At 63.8% G+C, this 15,277-nt stretch carries 13 protein-coding genes; 3 read left to right on the top strand and 10 right to left on the bottom strand.

Going from position 1 to position 15,277, the window contains the following annotated elements:
* From RMO95_RS10735 to RMO95_RS10745, 3 genes are all read right to left on the bottom strand, one after another.
* A partial coding sequence (locus RMO95_RS10735) for a LysM peptidoglycan-binding domain-containing protein (protein WP_310450623.1) occupies window positions 1-1,819 on the bottom strand: 1,819 nt, incomplete at its 3' end.
* A 3-nt stretch (window positions 1,820-1,822) separates the two neighbouring features.
* The gene (locus tag RMO95_RS10740; protein ID WP_310450624.1) at window positions 1,823-2,302 is read right to left on the bottom strand and encodes a hypothetical protein; all 480 of its coding nucleotides are present in this window, start codon (window positions 2,300-2,302) and stop codon (window positions 1,823-1,825) included.
* Between the two features lie 186 nt (window positions 2,303-2,488).
* Window positions 2,489-3,922: an HlyD family type I secretion periplasmic adaptor subunit gene (locus RMO95_RS10745; RefSeq protein WP_310450625.1), complete on the bottom strand. Its 1,434-nt coding sequence runs from the start codon at window positions 3,920-3,922 to the stop codon at window positions 2,489-2,491.
* A 215-nt stretch (window positions 3,923-4,137) separates the two neighbouring features.
* On the opposite strand from RMO95_RS10745, the gene RMO95_RS10750 reads away from it, so the two are divergent.
* The 3 genes from RMO95_RS10750 to RMO95_RS10760 all read left to right on the top strand — a co-directional run bounded on the left by RMO95_RS10750 (window position 4,138) and on the right by RMO95_RS10760 (window position 5,256).
* Window positions 4,138-4,425 (top strand): GIY-YIG nuclease family protein, encoded by a 288-nt coding sequence (locus tag RMO95_RS10750; RefSeq protein ID WP_310450626.1) that lies wholly within the window; start codon window positions 4,138-4,140, stop codon window positions 4,423-4,425.
* A 225-nt stretch (window positions 4,426-4,650) separates the two neighbouring features.
* On the top strand, window positions 4,651-4,830 hold the full coding sequence (locus RMO95_RS10755; RefSeq protein WP_310450627.1) for a type II toxin-antitoxin system HicA family toxin: 180 nt from the start codon (window positions 4,651-4,653) through the stop codon (window positions 4,828-4,830).
* A 9-nt stretch (window positions 4,831-4,839) separates the two neighbouring features.
* Entirely contained in the window at window positions 4,840-5,256 is a 417-nt protein-coding gene (locus tag RMO95_RS10760; RefSeq protein WP_310450628.1) for a type II toxin-antitoxin system HicB family antitoxin, read from the top strand.
* Window positions 5,257-5,396: 140 nt separating this feature from the next.
* Here the strand turns inward: RMO95_RS10760 and RMO95_RS10765 are convergent, their stop codons facing one another.
* The 7 genes from RMO95_RS10765 to RMO95_RS10795 form a co-directional block, all read right to left on the bottom strand.
* A complete protein-coding gene (locus tag RMO95_RS10765; protein WP_310450629.1) occupies window positions 5,397-7,589 on the bottom strand; it encodes a type I secretion system permease/ATPase in 2,193 nt (730 codons plus the stop codon).
* 219 nt (window positions 7,590-7,808) lie between these two features.
* Window positions 7,809-7,937, bottom strand: coding sequence for a hypothetical protein (locus RMO95_RS10770; RefSeq protein WP_310450630.1), 129 nt, complete (start codon window positions 7,935-7,937; stop codon window positions 7,809-7,811).
* 36 nt (window positions 7,938-7,973) lie between these two features.
* A complete protein-coding gene (locus tag RMO95_RS10775) occupies window positions 7,974-11,210 on the bottom strand; it encodes an EAL domain-containing protein (protein WP_310450631.1) in 3,237 nt (1,078 codons plus the stop codon).
* Window positions 11,211-11,469: 259 nt separating this feature from the next.
* Window positions 11,470-12,654, bottom strand: coding sequence for an MFS transporter (locus RMO95_RS10780; RefSeq protein ID WP_310450632.1), 1,185 nt, complete (start codon window positions 12,652-12,654; stop codon window positions 11,470-11,472).
* A 27-nt stretch (window positions 12,655-12,681) separates the two neighbouring features.
* The gene (locus RMO95_RS10785) at window positions 12,682-13,065 is read right to left on the bottom strand and encodes a hypothetical protein (protein ID WP_310450633.1); all 384 of its coding nucleotides are present in this window, start codon (window positions 13,063-13,065) and stop codon (window positions 12,682-12,684) included.
* A gap of 169 nt (window positions 13,066-13,234) precedes the next feature.
* Window positions 13,235-14,875: an ATP-binding protein gene (locus tag RMO95_RS10790; RefSeq protein ID WP_310450634.1), complete on the bottom strand. Its 1,641-nt coding sequence runs from the start codon at window positions 14,873-14,875 to the stop codon at window positions 13,235-13,237.
* A 193-nt stretch (window positions 14,876-15,068) separates the two neighbouring features.
* Window positions 15,069-15,254 carry a DUF1778 domain-containing protein gene (locus RMO95_RS10795; RefSeq protein WP_310450635.1) on the bottom strand — a complete coding sequence of 62 codons (186 nt, stop codon included), beginning with the start codon at window positions 15,252-15,254 and terminating at the stop codon, window positions 15,069-15,071.
* Between the last annotated feature and the right edge of the window lie 23 nt (window positions 15,255-15,277).

Here is a 15,277-nt window from a genome sequence, read left to right on the forward strand (position 1 = left end):
GATTGCCGAAGGGGTCGAGGCTGGTTTGCAGGTCGAGGTGGGTGTTGTCGACTGGAAGGCCTTCGCCCATCGGCACTGGAACCTCAACGGTCTGTCCCGGATAGATCAAATCGGGATTCGCGATTTGCGAATTAGCATCGACAACACTTGCAAGGCTGACGCCATATCGGCTCGCGATGCCTGAAAGCGTATCGCCTTGCTTAACCGTGTAACCGAGATACTCGTTGGTTGGGTTGCCGTCAGGACCAATTATTTGGACGAACCGCGCACCATCCTCTCTGACTAAGGTACGGCTACCACCGAGATATTCACCGGTGGCTGATTGCAGTTCAAGTTCGTATGCGTTTCGGTTTCCCGTTACTTGGTATTTCGTGCCGTCTGGCGCCGTACCGGACATCATCAGGGGGCGATCTTGCGAGGCGTTGAGACTTGCAGACTCCCCACCGCCTCCGCGCGAGATGACCAAAGTATCTCTGCCTGCATTGATATTGACTATCTCCGGAATCGCTGCCGCGTCAGCGCCTGATCCACCACCCGAGCCACCTCCGCCCGAAGTCGGCCCATTGCTTGCACTGTGCATCAGGCCTAGAGCAGCTTCTCCACCCAGCACGCCGATGGCGGCTGATGCGACGAAGAACAGCGCGGACCCGCCCAGTGTCACCGGAGCACCGGCCATGGCGATCATTGCGCCGGCGAACAATTCGCCAACGACGATTCCGCCGGCCATGCCAACGCCCCAGTCCCTCCAGATCGCGGCGGCCTTTTCGTAATTACCCTCTCTTTCGGCCGCCTTTGCATCGTGGTTGGCGACGAGTATCGAAGCAACGCCGAGGACCAGGCCTAACTTGGTTGCCGCAGAATTGAAGATATCCACCGATGCCGGTGGCAATGAAGGACGGGCCGATTCGATCGACTTCAGAGCATTTCTCAGCGTCGCCTCGCCTTCCGCCAAGGCGCTCCATTGAGGATCGGTCATCAGCTTGCCCATCTCATCCGAGATCGACAATCTCGTTGCCCCCTCGGGCAAGGATTGCGCAAGCGCAGGGTTTTCCACGAAGAATTTTCCGGTCTCAACCTTCGTCGCGTATCCGCCGGCGCCCGTGCTGAGCGTTCCGTCGGGATTGGCGGCGGCGACCAGTTCCATCGTGTTTTGCCATGCCATGTAGGAGGCGGCCTTTGCCACCTCGAAACGCGCGGCCGCGTCGCTTCCGGTTCTGATCCTGGCGTCGTCGTAGATCGTTTGATAAACGACCTTGTCTATACCCTCCAGCTTCGCGCTGGAGCTGGATTCCAGGTAGCGGGCAATCTCCGTCTCGGTATAGACCCCCTCTCTGGGGAAGGGCGCAATCGCGCGAAACTCGCCTGGCGCTTGCTCGACCATATGTGCGGAAGCGACATCAAAAACGCTACCGCCGGGAACCTTGGTCCCGGACGCGTCGGTGCCTTTGATCAAATTGTCGAAGGCGATACCAGCCTCGGGCGTATCGCCGCCCAGGTAATTGATCAGGTGATCGCGGAAAGTACCAGCGTTGTCGATAAGCAACTTCCCCGACTCGGTTTGGCCGAGCGTAATCACCTTGCCGCCGCTGTCTCGGCCTATGGCTTCCGCAAGCTGGTAGCTTTTGATATCGCCACTCAAGTCGCCGTTGTACAAGAGGGTGATCGCATCCGGCGCCTGGCCGGGAACACTCACTGAAACCTGTGCCAGTCGAACACGAAAATCGCTTTCGAGTTGCGCCACCTGAGCAGTGGAAAGCGTATTTCCCCGGTTGTCGTTGGCCAGGAGAAAATCGAGGATGTCTTGCGCGCTGCAGGCCATGTTTTACTTCTCCTTCGACCAGCTAAGTTCGGGACCGGGGTTGGGTTTGTGCCAGCAGTTCGGTTCAATGGCCACGGTGACGGTTTCGACGTTGGTGCGCCGACCCAAATTGCCGTAGGCATCGAGCGCTTCGCGGACCATGGTCAGCAGTTCTTCCCGGCGGTTCATCAGCGCGGGCGTAAGGTAGATCCCATGCACCCGATAATCGACCGCCAGGGCGGTTGGAATGCGTTCATCCCGCCTGCGTCGTGATGAGCCTTCCAGGACAACGATTTCGCCGTTCCAGACCAGCGCATAGCGTTCCGGAAACGGCCCCGCGCCACCGCTAAGAAAGACCAGAAACACGTTGCGCTCCCGATCGATGGCCCATTTCTGGAATCGCGTGCTGCCTGGGGCGGCGGGATTGGGGAAATATATGTTCAAAGAATCGCCAATATATTTGGCGTGATCGGCTTCCGAAATTTCCTCATTTACAAAGCTCATCGCATAACTCCTTCGACTAATTTTGAATTCCCTTGTCGGGGACTGTACCGTGCAAATATGTGTTGAGTGGTACCAGGCCACGCAGTCATTCGCTCGCGCAATCCATCGCCGTATCGCCAGCGCCGACTTTTCAATTCCGTCATCCGTCGCATGTCCGCTTTCCCCTTGTTCATTTGATTCATCCCCTCATCGCTCCCGCAAACTCTCGCTTCCATACTGCAGCAGCGGACTCAGGAAATACTCGATCACCCGCCGCTTGCCGGTCTTGATTTCCACGGTCACGGCCATGCCGGCCGAGAGATTGACTGTCTTGTCTTCCACCTGCACGGTGGCGCGCTGCAACCTCGCACGGGTCGAGTAGATCAGGCCGCGCTTTTCGTCGTTGATGGCGTCGTGCGAGACGTGGGTGAGACTGGCGGGGATCGTGCCGTACTTGGTGAAGGGGAAGGTCTCGATCTTGACTTCGACCATCTGCCCGGCATCGACGAAGCCGATGTCCTTGTTTTCCAGGAAGGCTTCGACTTCGAGCGCGTCGTCCTTCGGCACGATGACCATCAGCGCCTGCGCCGGGGTAACCACGCCGCCGACGGTGCGCACGGCGAGTTGCTGTACGGTGCCATCGACTGGCGCGGTCAGCGTCATCAGCCGGCCGCGATTGTCGGACTTGACCAGTTCCTGGCCGTAGCCGGTGGCTTTCTGCTCGGCTTCGTTGAGGGTATCGAGTGCCAGGCGGCGGGTCTCGGCTACGGCCGAGCTGCGCTGGCCTTTGGCTTCGTCGATGGCGGCGGCGAGTTCCTTGAGGCGGCTCTTCTGGGTTTCGAGGTCGGCTTCCTGCTCGATGCGGGCCTGTTCCTTTTCCAGGTAGCCGTGTTTGGAGATGAAGTTCTTCGCCACCAGGTCCATGAAGTCCTCGGCGCGCTGGCGGGCGATGGGCGCCGTTTGTTCAAGCTTCTTGACGATTTCCTGGGTCGAGCGTCGCTCGGCTTCGCGCTTGGCGATTTCGGCATCGATGCGCGCGACCCTGGCCTGGTATTCGCCGTACTGGCCATCGAGGATGCGCTGCTCCTGCGCGAGGCGCTCGACGCCGATGCCGGATGGAGTTTCGATGCGCGGCGCATTGCCCGAGGTAAGCGCCGCCAGCAAACCCTTGGCGCGGGCGGCTTGCAACCTGGCCGTGGTCAGGTCGTTGGCGGTGCGTGTGCTGTCGGCCTGAGCCATCGTGGCATCGAGTTCGACCAGCACTTGCCCGGCCTTGACGGCTTGACCATCGACCACATGGATGGCCTTGACGGCGGCGGTCTCGATCGGCTGGATCAGCTTGCTGCCTTCGTTGGGCACGATTTTGCCCTGCGCCGTGGCGACTACGTCGATGCGGCCGAAGATGGCCCACAGTACGGCGAGCAAGGCGAAGGCCATCAGCAGCCAGGCGACGATGCGCGGCGCGGGGGAGACCGGGGTTTCCTGCAGCTCGAGGGCGGCGGGGAGGAATTGCGCTTCGTGAGGCAGGCGCGGCGGCGGGTCGAGTTCTTTGCGGATTTTCCAGACGTGGTTGAAGATCGTGGCGTAGCGCTTGAGGAGATCGAGAGTGGCTTGCAGGTGGAGGGTGAGGGTCTGGGTCATTGCTGGCGCCCTCGCCCGTCCCCGGATCGAGTCCGGGGCAGGCTATTTCGGCGAATGCCGGAATCCAGGCTTTCGGTTTGGTTGGCCGTGATGTCATTGGACGGACGCACTGGATTCCGGGTCAAGCCCGGAATGACGGGGCGCGTAGGTTCGTCCCCGAATCGAGTCCGGGGCAGGCTATTCCGGCGGAGGCCGGAATCCAGTACCCTGCGTGCATGAAGCAGCCCTGCGTCTATATCCTTGCCAGCCAAAGGAACGGCACGCTCTACGTCGGCGTGACGTCCAACCTTGTGCAACGAATTTGGCAGCACAAGAACAATCTGGCGGAAGGGTTCACGAAGAAGTACGGGGTTCATACGCTGGTCTGGTTCGAGGCGCACGAGGCGATGGAATCCGCGATTACGTGCGAGAAGACGATCAAGGGCTGGCGTCGGGCATGGAAGCTCGACCTGATCGAGTCCGCAAATCCTGCGTGGCGTGATTTGTATGGGGATATCGTTTGACGTTCTGTCATTCCAGCGGAAGCTGGAATCCAGAACGCGCGCAGGAGAACCCGCTGGATTCCGGGTCAAGCCCGGAATGACGACACAGTCATTCCGGCGTTCGCCGGAATAGCCTGCCCTGGACTCGATCCGGGGACGGAGGGAGAGGGATAGCCAGCCCCCGACGAGCATCGGAGGCCGCAACGGCGCTTGATAAACACAACACATGTGTTTATTATTACCCCCATGAATTCCAAGCAGATGAAGAAATGGCTGGAGCAACAAGGCGCCACGTTCCTGCCGGCCAAGGGCTCTCATCTGAAGGTTTTTCTGAATGGGCGGCAAACCATCCTGCCCATGCACGGTACGGCGGAACTCGGCAGGGGCCTGGAGGCCGCCATCAAACGCCAGCTTGGCTTGAAGTGAGGACAGATCATGTTTGACTACCCCGTTATCCTGACGCCCGACGATGGCACGATACTGGTGACCTTTCCTGATGTGCCGGAGGCCATTACCTTTGGTGCCGATACCGACGAGGCCCTGATGTATGCGGTCGACGCGCTTGAATCCGCGCTGTCGTTCTATGTGGATGGCCGCAAGCCGTTGCCGGTGCCGAGCAAGCCCAAGCGCGGGCAAAAGACGGTGCGGCCGTCCGCGCTGGAATGCGCGAAGCTCGGTGTCTATCAGGCGATGATGGAACAAGGCGTGCGCAAGGCCGAGTTGGCTCGCCGGCTGGGCTGGCACATGCCGCAGGTGGACCGGCTGTTCGATCTGCGCCATGCCTCGCGCCTCGATCAGATCGAAGCGGCGGCGAGGGCGCTGGGACGTCATATCGAGGTGTCGGTTTCTTAGCGCGGCCGCGCAGGCGAAGTGCCGAAATCCCGTCATTCCGGCGAACGCCGGAATCCAGCGATCTCCCCTGAAACCTTCTGGATTCCGGCGTTCGCCGGAATGACGGGCGAAGTTGAGCTTGGCGCAGATTGGCATGTCCGTCACCCTTGCTGCATCCGATGCAGCCGCGAGTAGTGCCCGGCTTCATGCCGCAGCAGTTCGGCATGACTGCCCTGCTCGACGATCTGGCCGCGATCGAGGACAACGATACGGTTGGCGTCCCTCACCGCGGAAAGCCGGTGCGCGATGATCAGCACGGTGCGACCATGGCAGATCGCCTTCATGTTGTTCTGGATGATGCGTTCGGACTCGTAATCGAGTGCGCTGGTGGCTTCGTCGAAGATCAGGATGCGCGGGTTGCCGATCAGCGCGCGGGCGATGGCGATCCTCTGGCGCTGGCCGCCGGAGAGCGTGGAGCCGTGTTCGCCGACCAGGGTGTCGTAGCCTTCGGTCAGTTCCAGGATGAATTCGTGCGCGCCGGCCAGCTTCGCCGCCGCCATCACGGCTTCGATCGGCAGGCCTGGGTCGGCCAGCGCGATGTTGTCGCGGATGCTGCGGTTGAACAGCATGTTCTCCTGCAGCACGACGCCGATCTGGCGCCGCAGGCTGGAACTGTCGGCCATCGCCAGATCGATGCCATCCACCAGCACGCGGCCGCGTTCGGGCAAGTAGAGCCGCTGCGCCAGTTTGGCCAGGGTGCTTTTGCCGGAGCCGGAACGGCCGACGATGCCGATGACTTCGCCGGGCGCAATGGCGAGGTCGATGCCGCGCAGCACTTCCGGGCCGTCGGGGCGGTAGCGGAACACGACTTCGTCGAACTCGATCCTGCCGGCCAGGGATGGCAGCGTCGTCCCACTACGGCCGCCCTGCCCGCCTGACTTGGCCAGTTCGGTGCGGGTGTTCAGGATGTCGCCCAGGCGCTGCACCGAGATGCCGGTCTGCTGGAAATCGGTCCAAAGTTGCGCGAGACGCATGACCGGCGCGGCGACGCGGCCGGCGAGCATGTTGAAGGCGATGAGCTGCCCCACACTGAGGCTGCCTTCCACCACCAGGCGGGCGCCGAGCCACATGGTGACCAGGGTCACCAGCTTGCCGATCAGCGAGACGCCTTCATGCGCCAAGGTGCCCAGGGTCGCCGTGCGAAAGCTCGCCGCGACATAGGCGGCGACCTGGTTGTCCCAGCGGCGGGTCATTTGCGGTTCGACCGCCATGGCCTTGACGGTGTCGATACCGTTTATGGTTTCGACCAGGAAGGCCTGGTTCTCGGCGCCACGGTTGAACTTCTCGTGCAAGCGGGCGCGCAAGAGCGGCGTGATGCCGACGGAAAGGATTACGTAGCAGGGCAGCGAGAGCACCACGACCAGCGTCAGCCAGCCGCTATAGACCAGCATCACGCCGATGAAGACCACCGAGAACAGCAGGTCGAGCACCAAGGTAATCGCGTTGCCGGTGAGGAACTGGCGGATGTTCTCCAGTTCGCGCACGCGGGCCACGGTGTCGCCGACGCGCCGCGCCTGGAAGTAGGCCAGCGGCAGGTTGAGCAGATGGCGGAACAGGCGTGCGCCGAGTTCGACGTCGATGCGACTGGTGGTGTGGGCAAAGACGTAGCTGCGGATGCCCGAGAGCACCACCTCGAACAGCATGACGACCAGCAGGCCGACGGCGATGACGTCGAGCGTGGTCATGCCGCGATGGACCAGCACCTTGTCCATCACCACCTGGAAGAACAAAGGCGTGACCAGCGCGAAGAGTTGCAGGACGAAGGAAACCAACAGCACTTCGCCGAGCATCTTGCGGTACTTGACGACGGCAGGGATGAACCAGGTGAAGTCGAATTTCGCCAGTTCGCCGGCGAGCGAGGCGCGCGAGGTGAACAGGATCAGTTCGCCGTTCCAGCGTGCAGAGAATTCGGCGGCGGACAGAACTTGTGGGCGCTCGACGCGGGGATCCTGGATCAGCACCTGATCGTTATCGACACGGGCAAGGATGAAAAAACGGCCTTCGGCATCGGCAGCCAGTGCGGGCAGAGGAGTTTGCGGCAGACGTGAAAGCTCGGTGCGCACTCGGCGCGCCTTGAGGCCGAGCTGTTTGGCAGCAAGCAGAATCTGAGGTACACCGAAGTCACACCCCGGCTCACGGAAGTCGTGCGCCAGTTGATCGGCATCGGCGGCGATGTTGTGGAAGCGGGCGAGCATGACGAGGCCGATCAGGCCGGTGTCGGGGCCGGGCGGCGAGGCGGATGGAGATCGGGCGTCAGCCACATCCGATACGAGGGTCAGCGAAGCGTCACTCATTCACGGCCATGGGCGAATTCAAGTGGCCAGCGACTGGCGCGAGGGAAAATGGCAATCGGCAATACTTCATGACAAGCACACGGCGCATCCTGATCACATGACAGGTGGCAAGACTAGCGTGTTTGCATGCAATTTGTAACTGTCAGAAATGTCAGGTCGCCGATCGAATCCGGCGACCGTCCGCCGCGCTTTCCGGCGCGAATCAGCCCTTGCCCGGCGTCACCCAGGCGAAAGCGACGCGTATGCAGTCGGTGCCTTCTTCATGAGCCGGACGTGACCGGCGAGCTCGTCGGCCATGACTTCGTAGGGTTCGCCGATCCAGATCGCTTGCCGTTCGATCAGCATCACCGGGCAGTCGTGTGACTTGACGGCATCCGGCGCGCTTCAGGAATACGGGATCTCGTCGGGCGGCACGGCCTCGCCGAACAGGAAGCCCTGAAAGGCGTGGCAGTGGTTGCTGGTCAGGAATTCGCGCTGGGCTTCGGTCTCCACCCCTTCGGCGATCACCGTCAGGCCCATGCTGTGGGCCAGCGTGACGATGGTGCGGGCGATCGCGGCATCGTTGACGTCGGACAGCACATCGCGGATGAAGGAGCGGTCGATCTTCAGCTGGTCCAGCGGCAGGCGCTTCAGATAGGCCAGCGAGGAATAGCCGGTGCCGAAATCGTCGAGCGAGAAGCGCACGCCCGCCTCCTTGAGGGTGCTCATCTTGACGATGGTGTCCTCGACGTCGTCGAGGAACAGGCTCTCGGTCAATTCCAGTTTCAGCCGGTCGGGGTTGGCGCCGGACTGGACGAGTATCGCCAGCGCCTGATCGACGAAGCCCTGATGGCGAAACTGGCGGGCGCTGACATTGACGGCCATGGTCAGGTGCTCGCGCGCCGGGTCGTGGCGCCAGGCCGCGAGGTGGGCGCAGGCGGTTTCGAGCACCCATAGTCCGAGCGGCAGGATCAGCCCGGTTTCCTCGGCCAGCGGAATGAATTCGTTCGGAGCGATCATGCCGTGCTGCGGATGGTTCCAGCGCACCAGGGCCTCGACGCCGGTCAGCTGGCCCTGATCGCCGACCTGGGGCTGATAGAAAAGCAGGAACTGGTGATCCTGCAAACCCCTGCGCAAATCCGCCTCCAGCGTCGAGCGCGCGGTGACCGCGACCTGCATGTCCGGCTCGAAAAAGCGCAGCGTGTTGCGCCCCGCGGCCTTGGCCCGGTACATCGCCAGGTCGGCCTGCTGCAACAGCTCGTCGATGCTCGCATCATGACCGGAGTAGAGCGTCAGGCCGATGCTCGGCGTGCAGTGATATTCGCGGGCGCCGAGCAGATAGGGCCGGTTGAGCGCCTCGACGATTTTTTCGCCGACGATCTCGGCCTGGGTCGCCGCTTCGGCGGCGCTTTCGCTGAGGTCTTCCAGCATCAGCACGAATTCGTCGCCGCCGAGGCGCGCCACGGTGTCGCCTTCCCTGACGCATTCGGAAAGGCGCGCCGCCACCTGCTGCAGCAACAGGTCGCCCTTGTCATGGCCGAGGCTGTCGTTGAGGTGCTTGAAATTGTCCAGATCGATGAACAGCAGCACGCCGCGGCGCCGGTTGCGCGCGCTGGTCGCCAGCGCATGCTGCAGGCGGTCGAGCAGCAGCCGGCGGTTGGGCAACCGGGTCAGCGGATCGAAGAAAGCCAGGTTGCGGATTTCGTCTTCCGCCGCCTTGCTCTCGCTGATGTCGGAGAAGGCCGCGACATAATGGCTGATCTGGCCGTCGAGGCCCCGCACGGCGGAGATGGTCTGCCACTTGGGAAAGACCTCGCCGTTCTTGCGCCTGTCCCAGATCTCGCCGAACCAGGCGCCGGTGGCCTTCAGCTGGCGCCACATGTCGGCGTAGAACTCGGCTTCGTGGCGGCCCGACTTGAGCATGGAAGGCGTATGGCCCACCACCTCCTCGGCGCTGTAGCCGGTCAGCTCGGTGAAGGCCTGGTTGACCCTCAGGATGATGCCGTTGGCGTCGGTGACGATGATGCCGTGCAGCGACTCGAAGGCGGTCGCCGCGATCCTCAACTCCTGCTGCATCTGGCGGCTTTCCGTGATGTCGCGGGTGATGCCGACGAAGTGCGTGGTGCGGCCCTCCTTATCCACCACCGGGGTCACCGAGAGATCGCTCCAGAACGGCGTGCCGTCCTTCCTGAAGTTCATCAGGTGGCCGGTGAAGCAACTGCCGGCCGCGAGCGCGGTGGCCAGTTGGCCGAGAATGTCCTCATCGGCTTTCAGGTTGTGCAGGAAGGCCGGGGTGAGGCCGAGTATCTCGGCCTCCGAATAACCCGTGATGCGCTGGAAGGCCGCGTTGGCGTAGGTGATGCGGCGGTCGGCGTCGGTGATGATGACGCCCTGCGAGATCGAGGCCAGCGCCTGGTGGTGCAGGCGCAGGATGGCCTCGTTCTTCAGCCGCTCCTCGGCCTTGGCCACACGCACCAGGTTTTCGCGAAACACGATCATGGCGCGCGCCATGTCGCCGATTTCGTCACCGCGCCGGCCTTCCCTGGCCGTGATTTCGACGGTTTCGTCGCGCGCCGCGAGCTTGGTCATGGCTCCGCTCATCCTCACCAAGGGCCGGACGATGCCGCGCGCCAGGGCCGTGGCGACCGCGGCGGCCAGGACCAGCAGGACCGCGGCGAGCAGGGTCAGCAGCCTCGCGGTGCGCCAGGCTTTCTCCTCGGCGCGCCTGGCCTGCGCAATCAGGTCGGCGACCAGGCTGTCCTCGACCAGTTTCATCTGATCGATGCGCCGCGTGGCCGTGTCCAGCCAGTCCGCGACGCGGATTTCACCGCCCAGGCGCTGGTTGCCGCTGTGGCCGATGATCAGCCGCATGCGCCCGAGGCCCATGGCGCCGATGCCTTCGAGCGAATGGTCGAGCAGCGCGATCTGACCTGGCGTGGCGTAGAAGCGGAACTGGTCGAGATACAGGCGCTGGCGATCGATCAGTTCGGTCAGGCGCGTCTGGCTGGCAATATCGAACTGGCCGGCCGCCAGCCCGGCGGCGCCGATCGCCCGTTCCAGCCCGGCACTTTCCTTGGCCTGCAGCAGTTGCAGGTAGGCATAGATCGAACGCGTCAGGTCCGCCTGCGTGCTGAGCACCAGGATTTCCTCGACGATGCCGATCAGGCGGATCACCGCGTCGCCATACAGCCGGGCCAGCTCGGAGGCCGCCATGCGGCGCTCGGCCAGCGCGCGGCGCCAGGTTTCGACCTGGTCGATCGTGCGCATCGCATCGGCAATGCGCGCGGCCAGCGGCGCGCCGAAACGCGACGCATCGGAATACATCAGGGCGGCGGCGAGTGCCGCGCGCTTTTCGTTCGTCTCGGCCTGCCGCGCCGGCAGCACCGCCTTCAGATCGGCGCCCGCGGCGCCGATCGTGCTGGCGCCGATGCCGCGTTCCTTCTGTATGGCGTGCACCAGGTCGCCCAGCTTCGGCGCCAGTTCCGCGATGCTGCGCAAATCCCGCATGTCATTGGCGGTACGGAAATACACCGTGAGTATCCAGACCGACAGGATCAGCACCCCGAGGATGGGCAGGGCCAGGGCCAGTCCGATACGGGTGCCGATGCGAACATGCTGCAGGCCGGTCCAGCGGATGCTCACTGGACTACCCTCCCCCCAGCCCCGCCCACGGCGCCGCTCGCCGTGCGCCGCGAACGGCCGGACACGACGCCGCACACGGCCGAATGTCGACTACAGCGCATTGCGCTCAATGCCTGCCCTTCCCTGCTCCCCAGTCCTGGCCGGGGATGTATTTTTTACCGCGGCTGCCGAAGCATTGCGGCTTGCGGACACCGTCGCCGGAGTGAAGTCGATGCTACCGGACTACGGGTCCCAAGACATGGATTTATCCCTGCCCATTTTACGCAGTATCCGACCGCGCGCCGCGCAGGAGGATGGCGCCCAGCGCCGCCGCGCCGAACAGTCCGCCGCCGATGAAGGTATAGGCCGCGCCGAGGCTGTCCCAGAGCAGGCCGGCCAGCGCGCTGGCGAACAGCATACTGATGCCGCTGGCCAGGTTGAAGAAGCCGAAGGCCGTGCCGCGCAAGTCGACCGGCGCGGTGTCGGCGATCATCGCCGCCAGCAGCCCCTGGGTCATGCCCATGTGCAGGCCCCAGAGCAGCACGCCGAGCCACACCGCGCTCCAGTGGCCGTCCCAGGCCAGCGCCGCATCGGCCGCAATCAGCACCAGCAGCCCCGCCGCCAGCAGCCTGGCGTGGCTCGTCGAATCCGCCAGCCGGCCCAGCGGATAGGCGCTGGCGGCATAGACCAGGTTCATCGCGATCAGCACCAGTGGCGTCAATGCCAACGGCAATCCGCCCTCGGCGGCGCGCAGGACCAGGAAGGCTTCCGAAAATCGCGCCAGGGTGAACATCGCGCCGATCGCGACCACCCACCAGTAGGCGCCCGGCAGCCGGCGCAGATTCTCGCGCCGGATCGGATTCACGCGCGGGCCAGGCGCTTTCCGCTCGGGTTCCTGCACGCCGAACAGCAGCAGCGCGACAGAAAGAACAGCCGGGATCACCGCCACCCAGAACACCGCGCGAAAGTCGTTCGCCCACAGCAGCATCAGGCCCATCGCCAGCAGCGGGCCCAGAAAGGCACCGACGGTGTCGAGCGACTGGCGCAGGCCGAAAGCCGCGCCGCGGATTTCGGGCGGCGCGATGTCCGCCACCAGCGCATCGCGCGGCGCGCCGCGGATGCCCTTGCCGACGCGGTCGATCAGGCGCGCCGCGATCACCAGCCCGGCGCCGCCGGCCAGCGCGAACAGCGGCTTGGACAGCGCGCCCAGCCCATAGCCGAGCACGGCCAGCGGCTTCCTCCTGCCCCACCAGTCGGACAGCATGCCGGAGAAGACCTTGACGATCAGCGCCGTGGCTTCCGCCGCGCCTTCGATCAGGCCGATGCTGAAAGCCGAGATGCCCAGCGCGGTGAACATGAACACCGGCAGCAGGCTGTGGATCAGCTCCGAGGAAACATCCATCAGCAGGCTGACGAAGCCGAGCGCCCAGATGCTGCGGGGGATGGCCGGGCGCGGCTGGTTCATGTGAAAGTTGGCGCTGACGGCACGGCGCTAAGGGGCTTCCGTGGCCTCGCGCGGCGCAGCGAACAGGCCGCTCGCGCTTTGCTGTTTGATCTTCTCGCGGTCCGCGCCGCTCAGCGATGCCTTTCCGAGCAAATCGAACAGCGCCAATTTCTTCGCCACGAGCTCGCGAATGTCGTTGATCGCCACCTCCGGCAAAGCCGGGTTGAGCCTTTCGAGCGCCGCCCGCAGATCGCGCACCAGCACCACCTCGCGCTCGCTGGCCCGCCCCAGCGTACCCGCATCTGTACCAATGGGCCCAAAGCTTTCCTGGTTCCAGGCGTAGACGCTGTCCCAGCCCAGCACCTTCTCCAAATGTTCGGCAAAAGTCGCCTGAACCAGACGGTCTTCGCTGTTGATATCGGTGTAGGCCATCGGGTCTATTGGCTCGTCTATTGACTCGGATTTGGCTCATTCAACAAGCCTTGTCCGATATGAAAACGCTGCAAAAACAAATTGCTATCGATAAACGCCCCGGCCATTTGGCTCAAAAATCCAAATCGGCTTGGTCGATTGGAGCGCATTTGAGCCAAATGAAATCGCATCACTTTTCAGACGCCAGACGGTAACGCGCACCGTTCCGCTCGCCTTCCATGACCACCACCGACAACGCGACCAACTCCGTCAGCGCCCGTTTCAACTGCGCCCGTTTCAACTCCGGGCCGATGCGGCCGCGAATCTCGCCGATCTTCGAGCGCGGGTAACGCCGCAAGTCCTCACGCACCAGCTCCATCAAGCGGTGCGGCTCGATGCGCAGCAAAGTCGTCGGTACTTTCAGATCGGCACCGCGCAACAGCTCAGGATCAACAAAATAACGGGTTCCTTGAGTGCGCCCCGCGCTCTGAACCAGGCTCAAGGACACCAGCCGCCCCAGCCAGACCGCCAACTCATCGGCGCCCTCGGTTTCCAGCAGGGCGCCGAGTTCGCGCGCCGTCATGCCCTCGCTCTGCGCCAATACACCCAGCGTAATCCGCTCGCGCTGGGTCAATTGAAAACGTTCATCCGCCTCGCTCATCAGCCGCATGACTTCGGGCTTGACGATCCGCCGCTGGATCGTCACCTTGACCCAATCCGCCCCCTCCTCCGGCACCGGCGCCGGGCGGCCCTGCGACAGCAGCCGGTCGTAGATCAGGTCGAAGCCGCTGCCTTCGCGCTCCATCAGGCCCAAGTCGTGGAACACCCGCGCCAGCCCCTCGTTGCGGCGCCGGCTGGCATGCAGGATGTTGCGCGGCGTCACCCCCAGCGGCAGGCGGCCGGGGTTCACCACCTCCAGGCGCTCGGGATGCAGGTTGAGGTAGATGTCGCCCTGCTGCGTATAGGGCCGATGCACCAGCGCATTGACCAGCAGTTCGCGCACCACCTTCTCGTCATAGGCCGGCACGCTGCGCCGATACAAGCCCTCGGCCACCTCGTAGCTCTCGCGGAAATCCGGCACCTCGCGCCAGATCGCGTCCACCAGTTCGACCGGCGACAGCGCGCAGTCGTCCCAGACCCACTTGTTGACCTTCTGCCCCGGCTCGTCGTACTTGATCGCCTGCACCAGCGGCGCCGTGCCCAGCGCCCGCCGGTCTGCCGTAGTGCCGAGCAGCAGCACGCCCAGGCGCGTCAGCGCATTACCCAGCGCCAAACCGTAATGGCTCAGCAACTCATCGGCGCCTTTCTCCTTCACCGAATCTTTCACCCGGTCGGAGCCGCGGATACCTTGAACGAAATGCGCGAGCTTGTCGGCGTCTGTCGCGCTGCGTGGCACGCTGCTGTCCATCGCCTCCCATGGCCGCCCCGGCCGCTCGTTGGCCAAACGCAGCACGTCGTCGCCCAACACTGGCTGGCAGCTATCGCCCACCCGCAGAAAGTAACGCCCGTCGCGTGTCGACGCCACGCTGGGCGAGCGATCTATCGCCAGCTCAATGAACTCGCCGCCGCTGGCCGCGCGCCGCAAGCTCGGCAGCGCCTGGACATTGACCGTCAGTTCGCCGATGCGCTTGCGCAGCCGATCCAGCAATTCCGCCGGCACCGTCTGCCCGGCAGGCGGCAAGGTCTCGCCGTCCTCGATGCCGATCAGCAAGCGGCCGCCCGCGCCGTTGGCGAAGCACACGCAGTCCTTCGCCAGCGCTTCCCAATCGGCCGTTTTGCCGGTGATAGTGCGCAGGGATTTGCGGTCGGTGTGCTGGTCTTCGAGAGTCATTTCTTAGCCCCGCCCGAGATCAGATACTCGCCCAGAGGCTGTCTTCGATTTTGGAGATGTTCTGCAAGGCGGTCACTGGACTACCCTCCCCCCAGCCCCCTCGCCAAGCGAGGGGGGTGACAATGGTTCGCCGCGGCGCGGCTCCGTATGATGGCTGGCGCCCCTTCGGGCGGCCGTGCGGGACGCTCATGGGCTACTTCTTGCCGGTCTTCTTGGACTTGGCGCCGGCCTTGATGCCGGCCTGCCCGGCATGCGCCATAACCAGCACTTCCAGCATGGAGGCGACGGAGCGGTGCTCGCGCTCGGCGGCCTGGCGGATCAGGTCCTTGATTTCGGCAGTGGTCCGGATGGACAGGGTTTCACATTTGTTGCGAGGCATGGCTCAGTCCAGTAATCTTGGCC

This window comes from Sulfuritalea sp., assembly GCF_031426875.1.
Lineage (GTDB): Bacteria > Pseudomonadota > Gammaproteobacteria > Burkholderiales > Rhodocyclaceae > Sulfuritalea.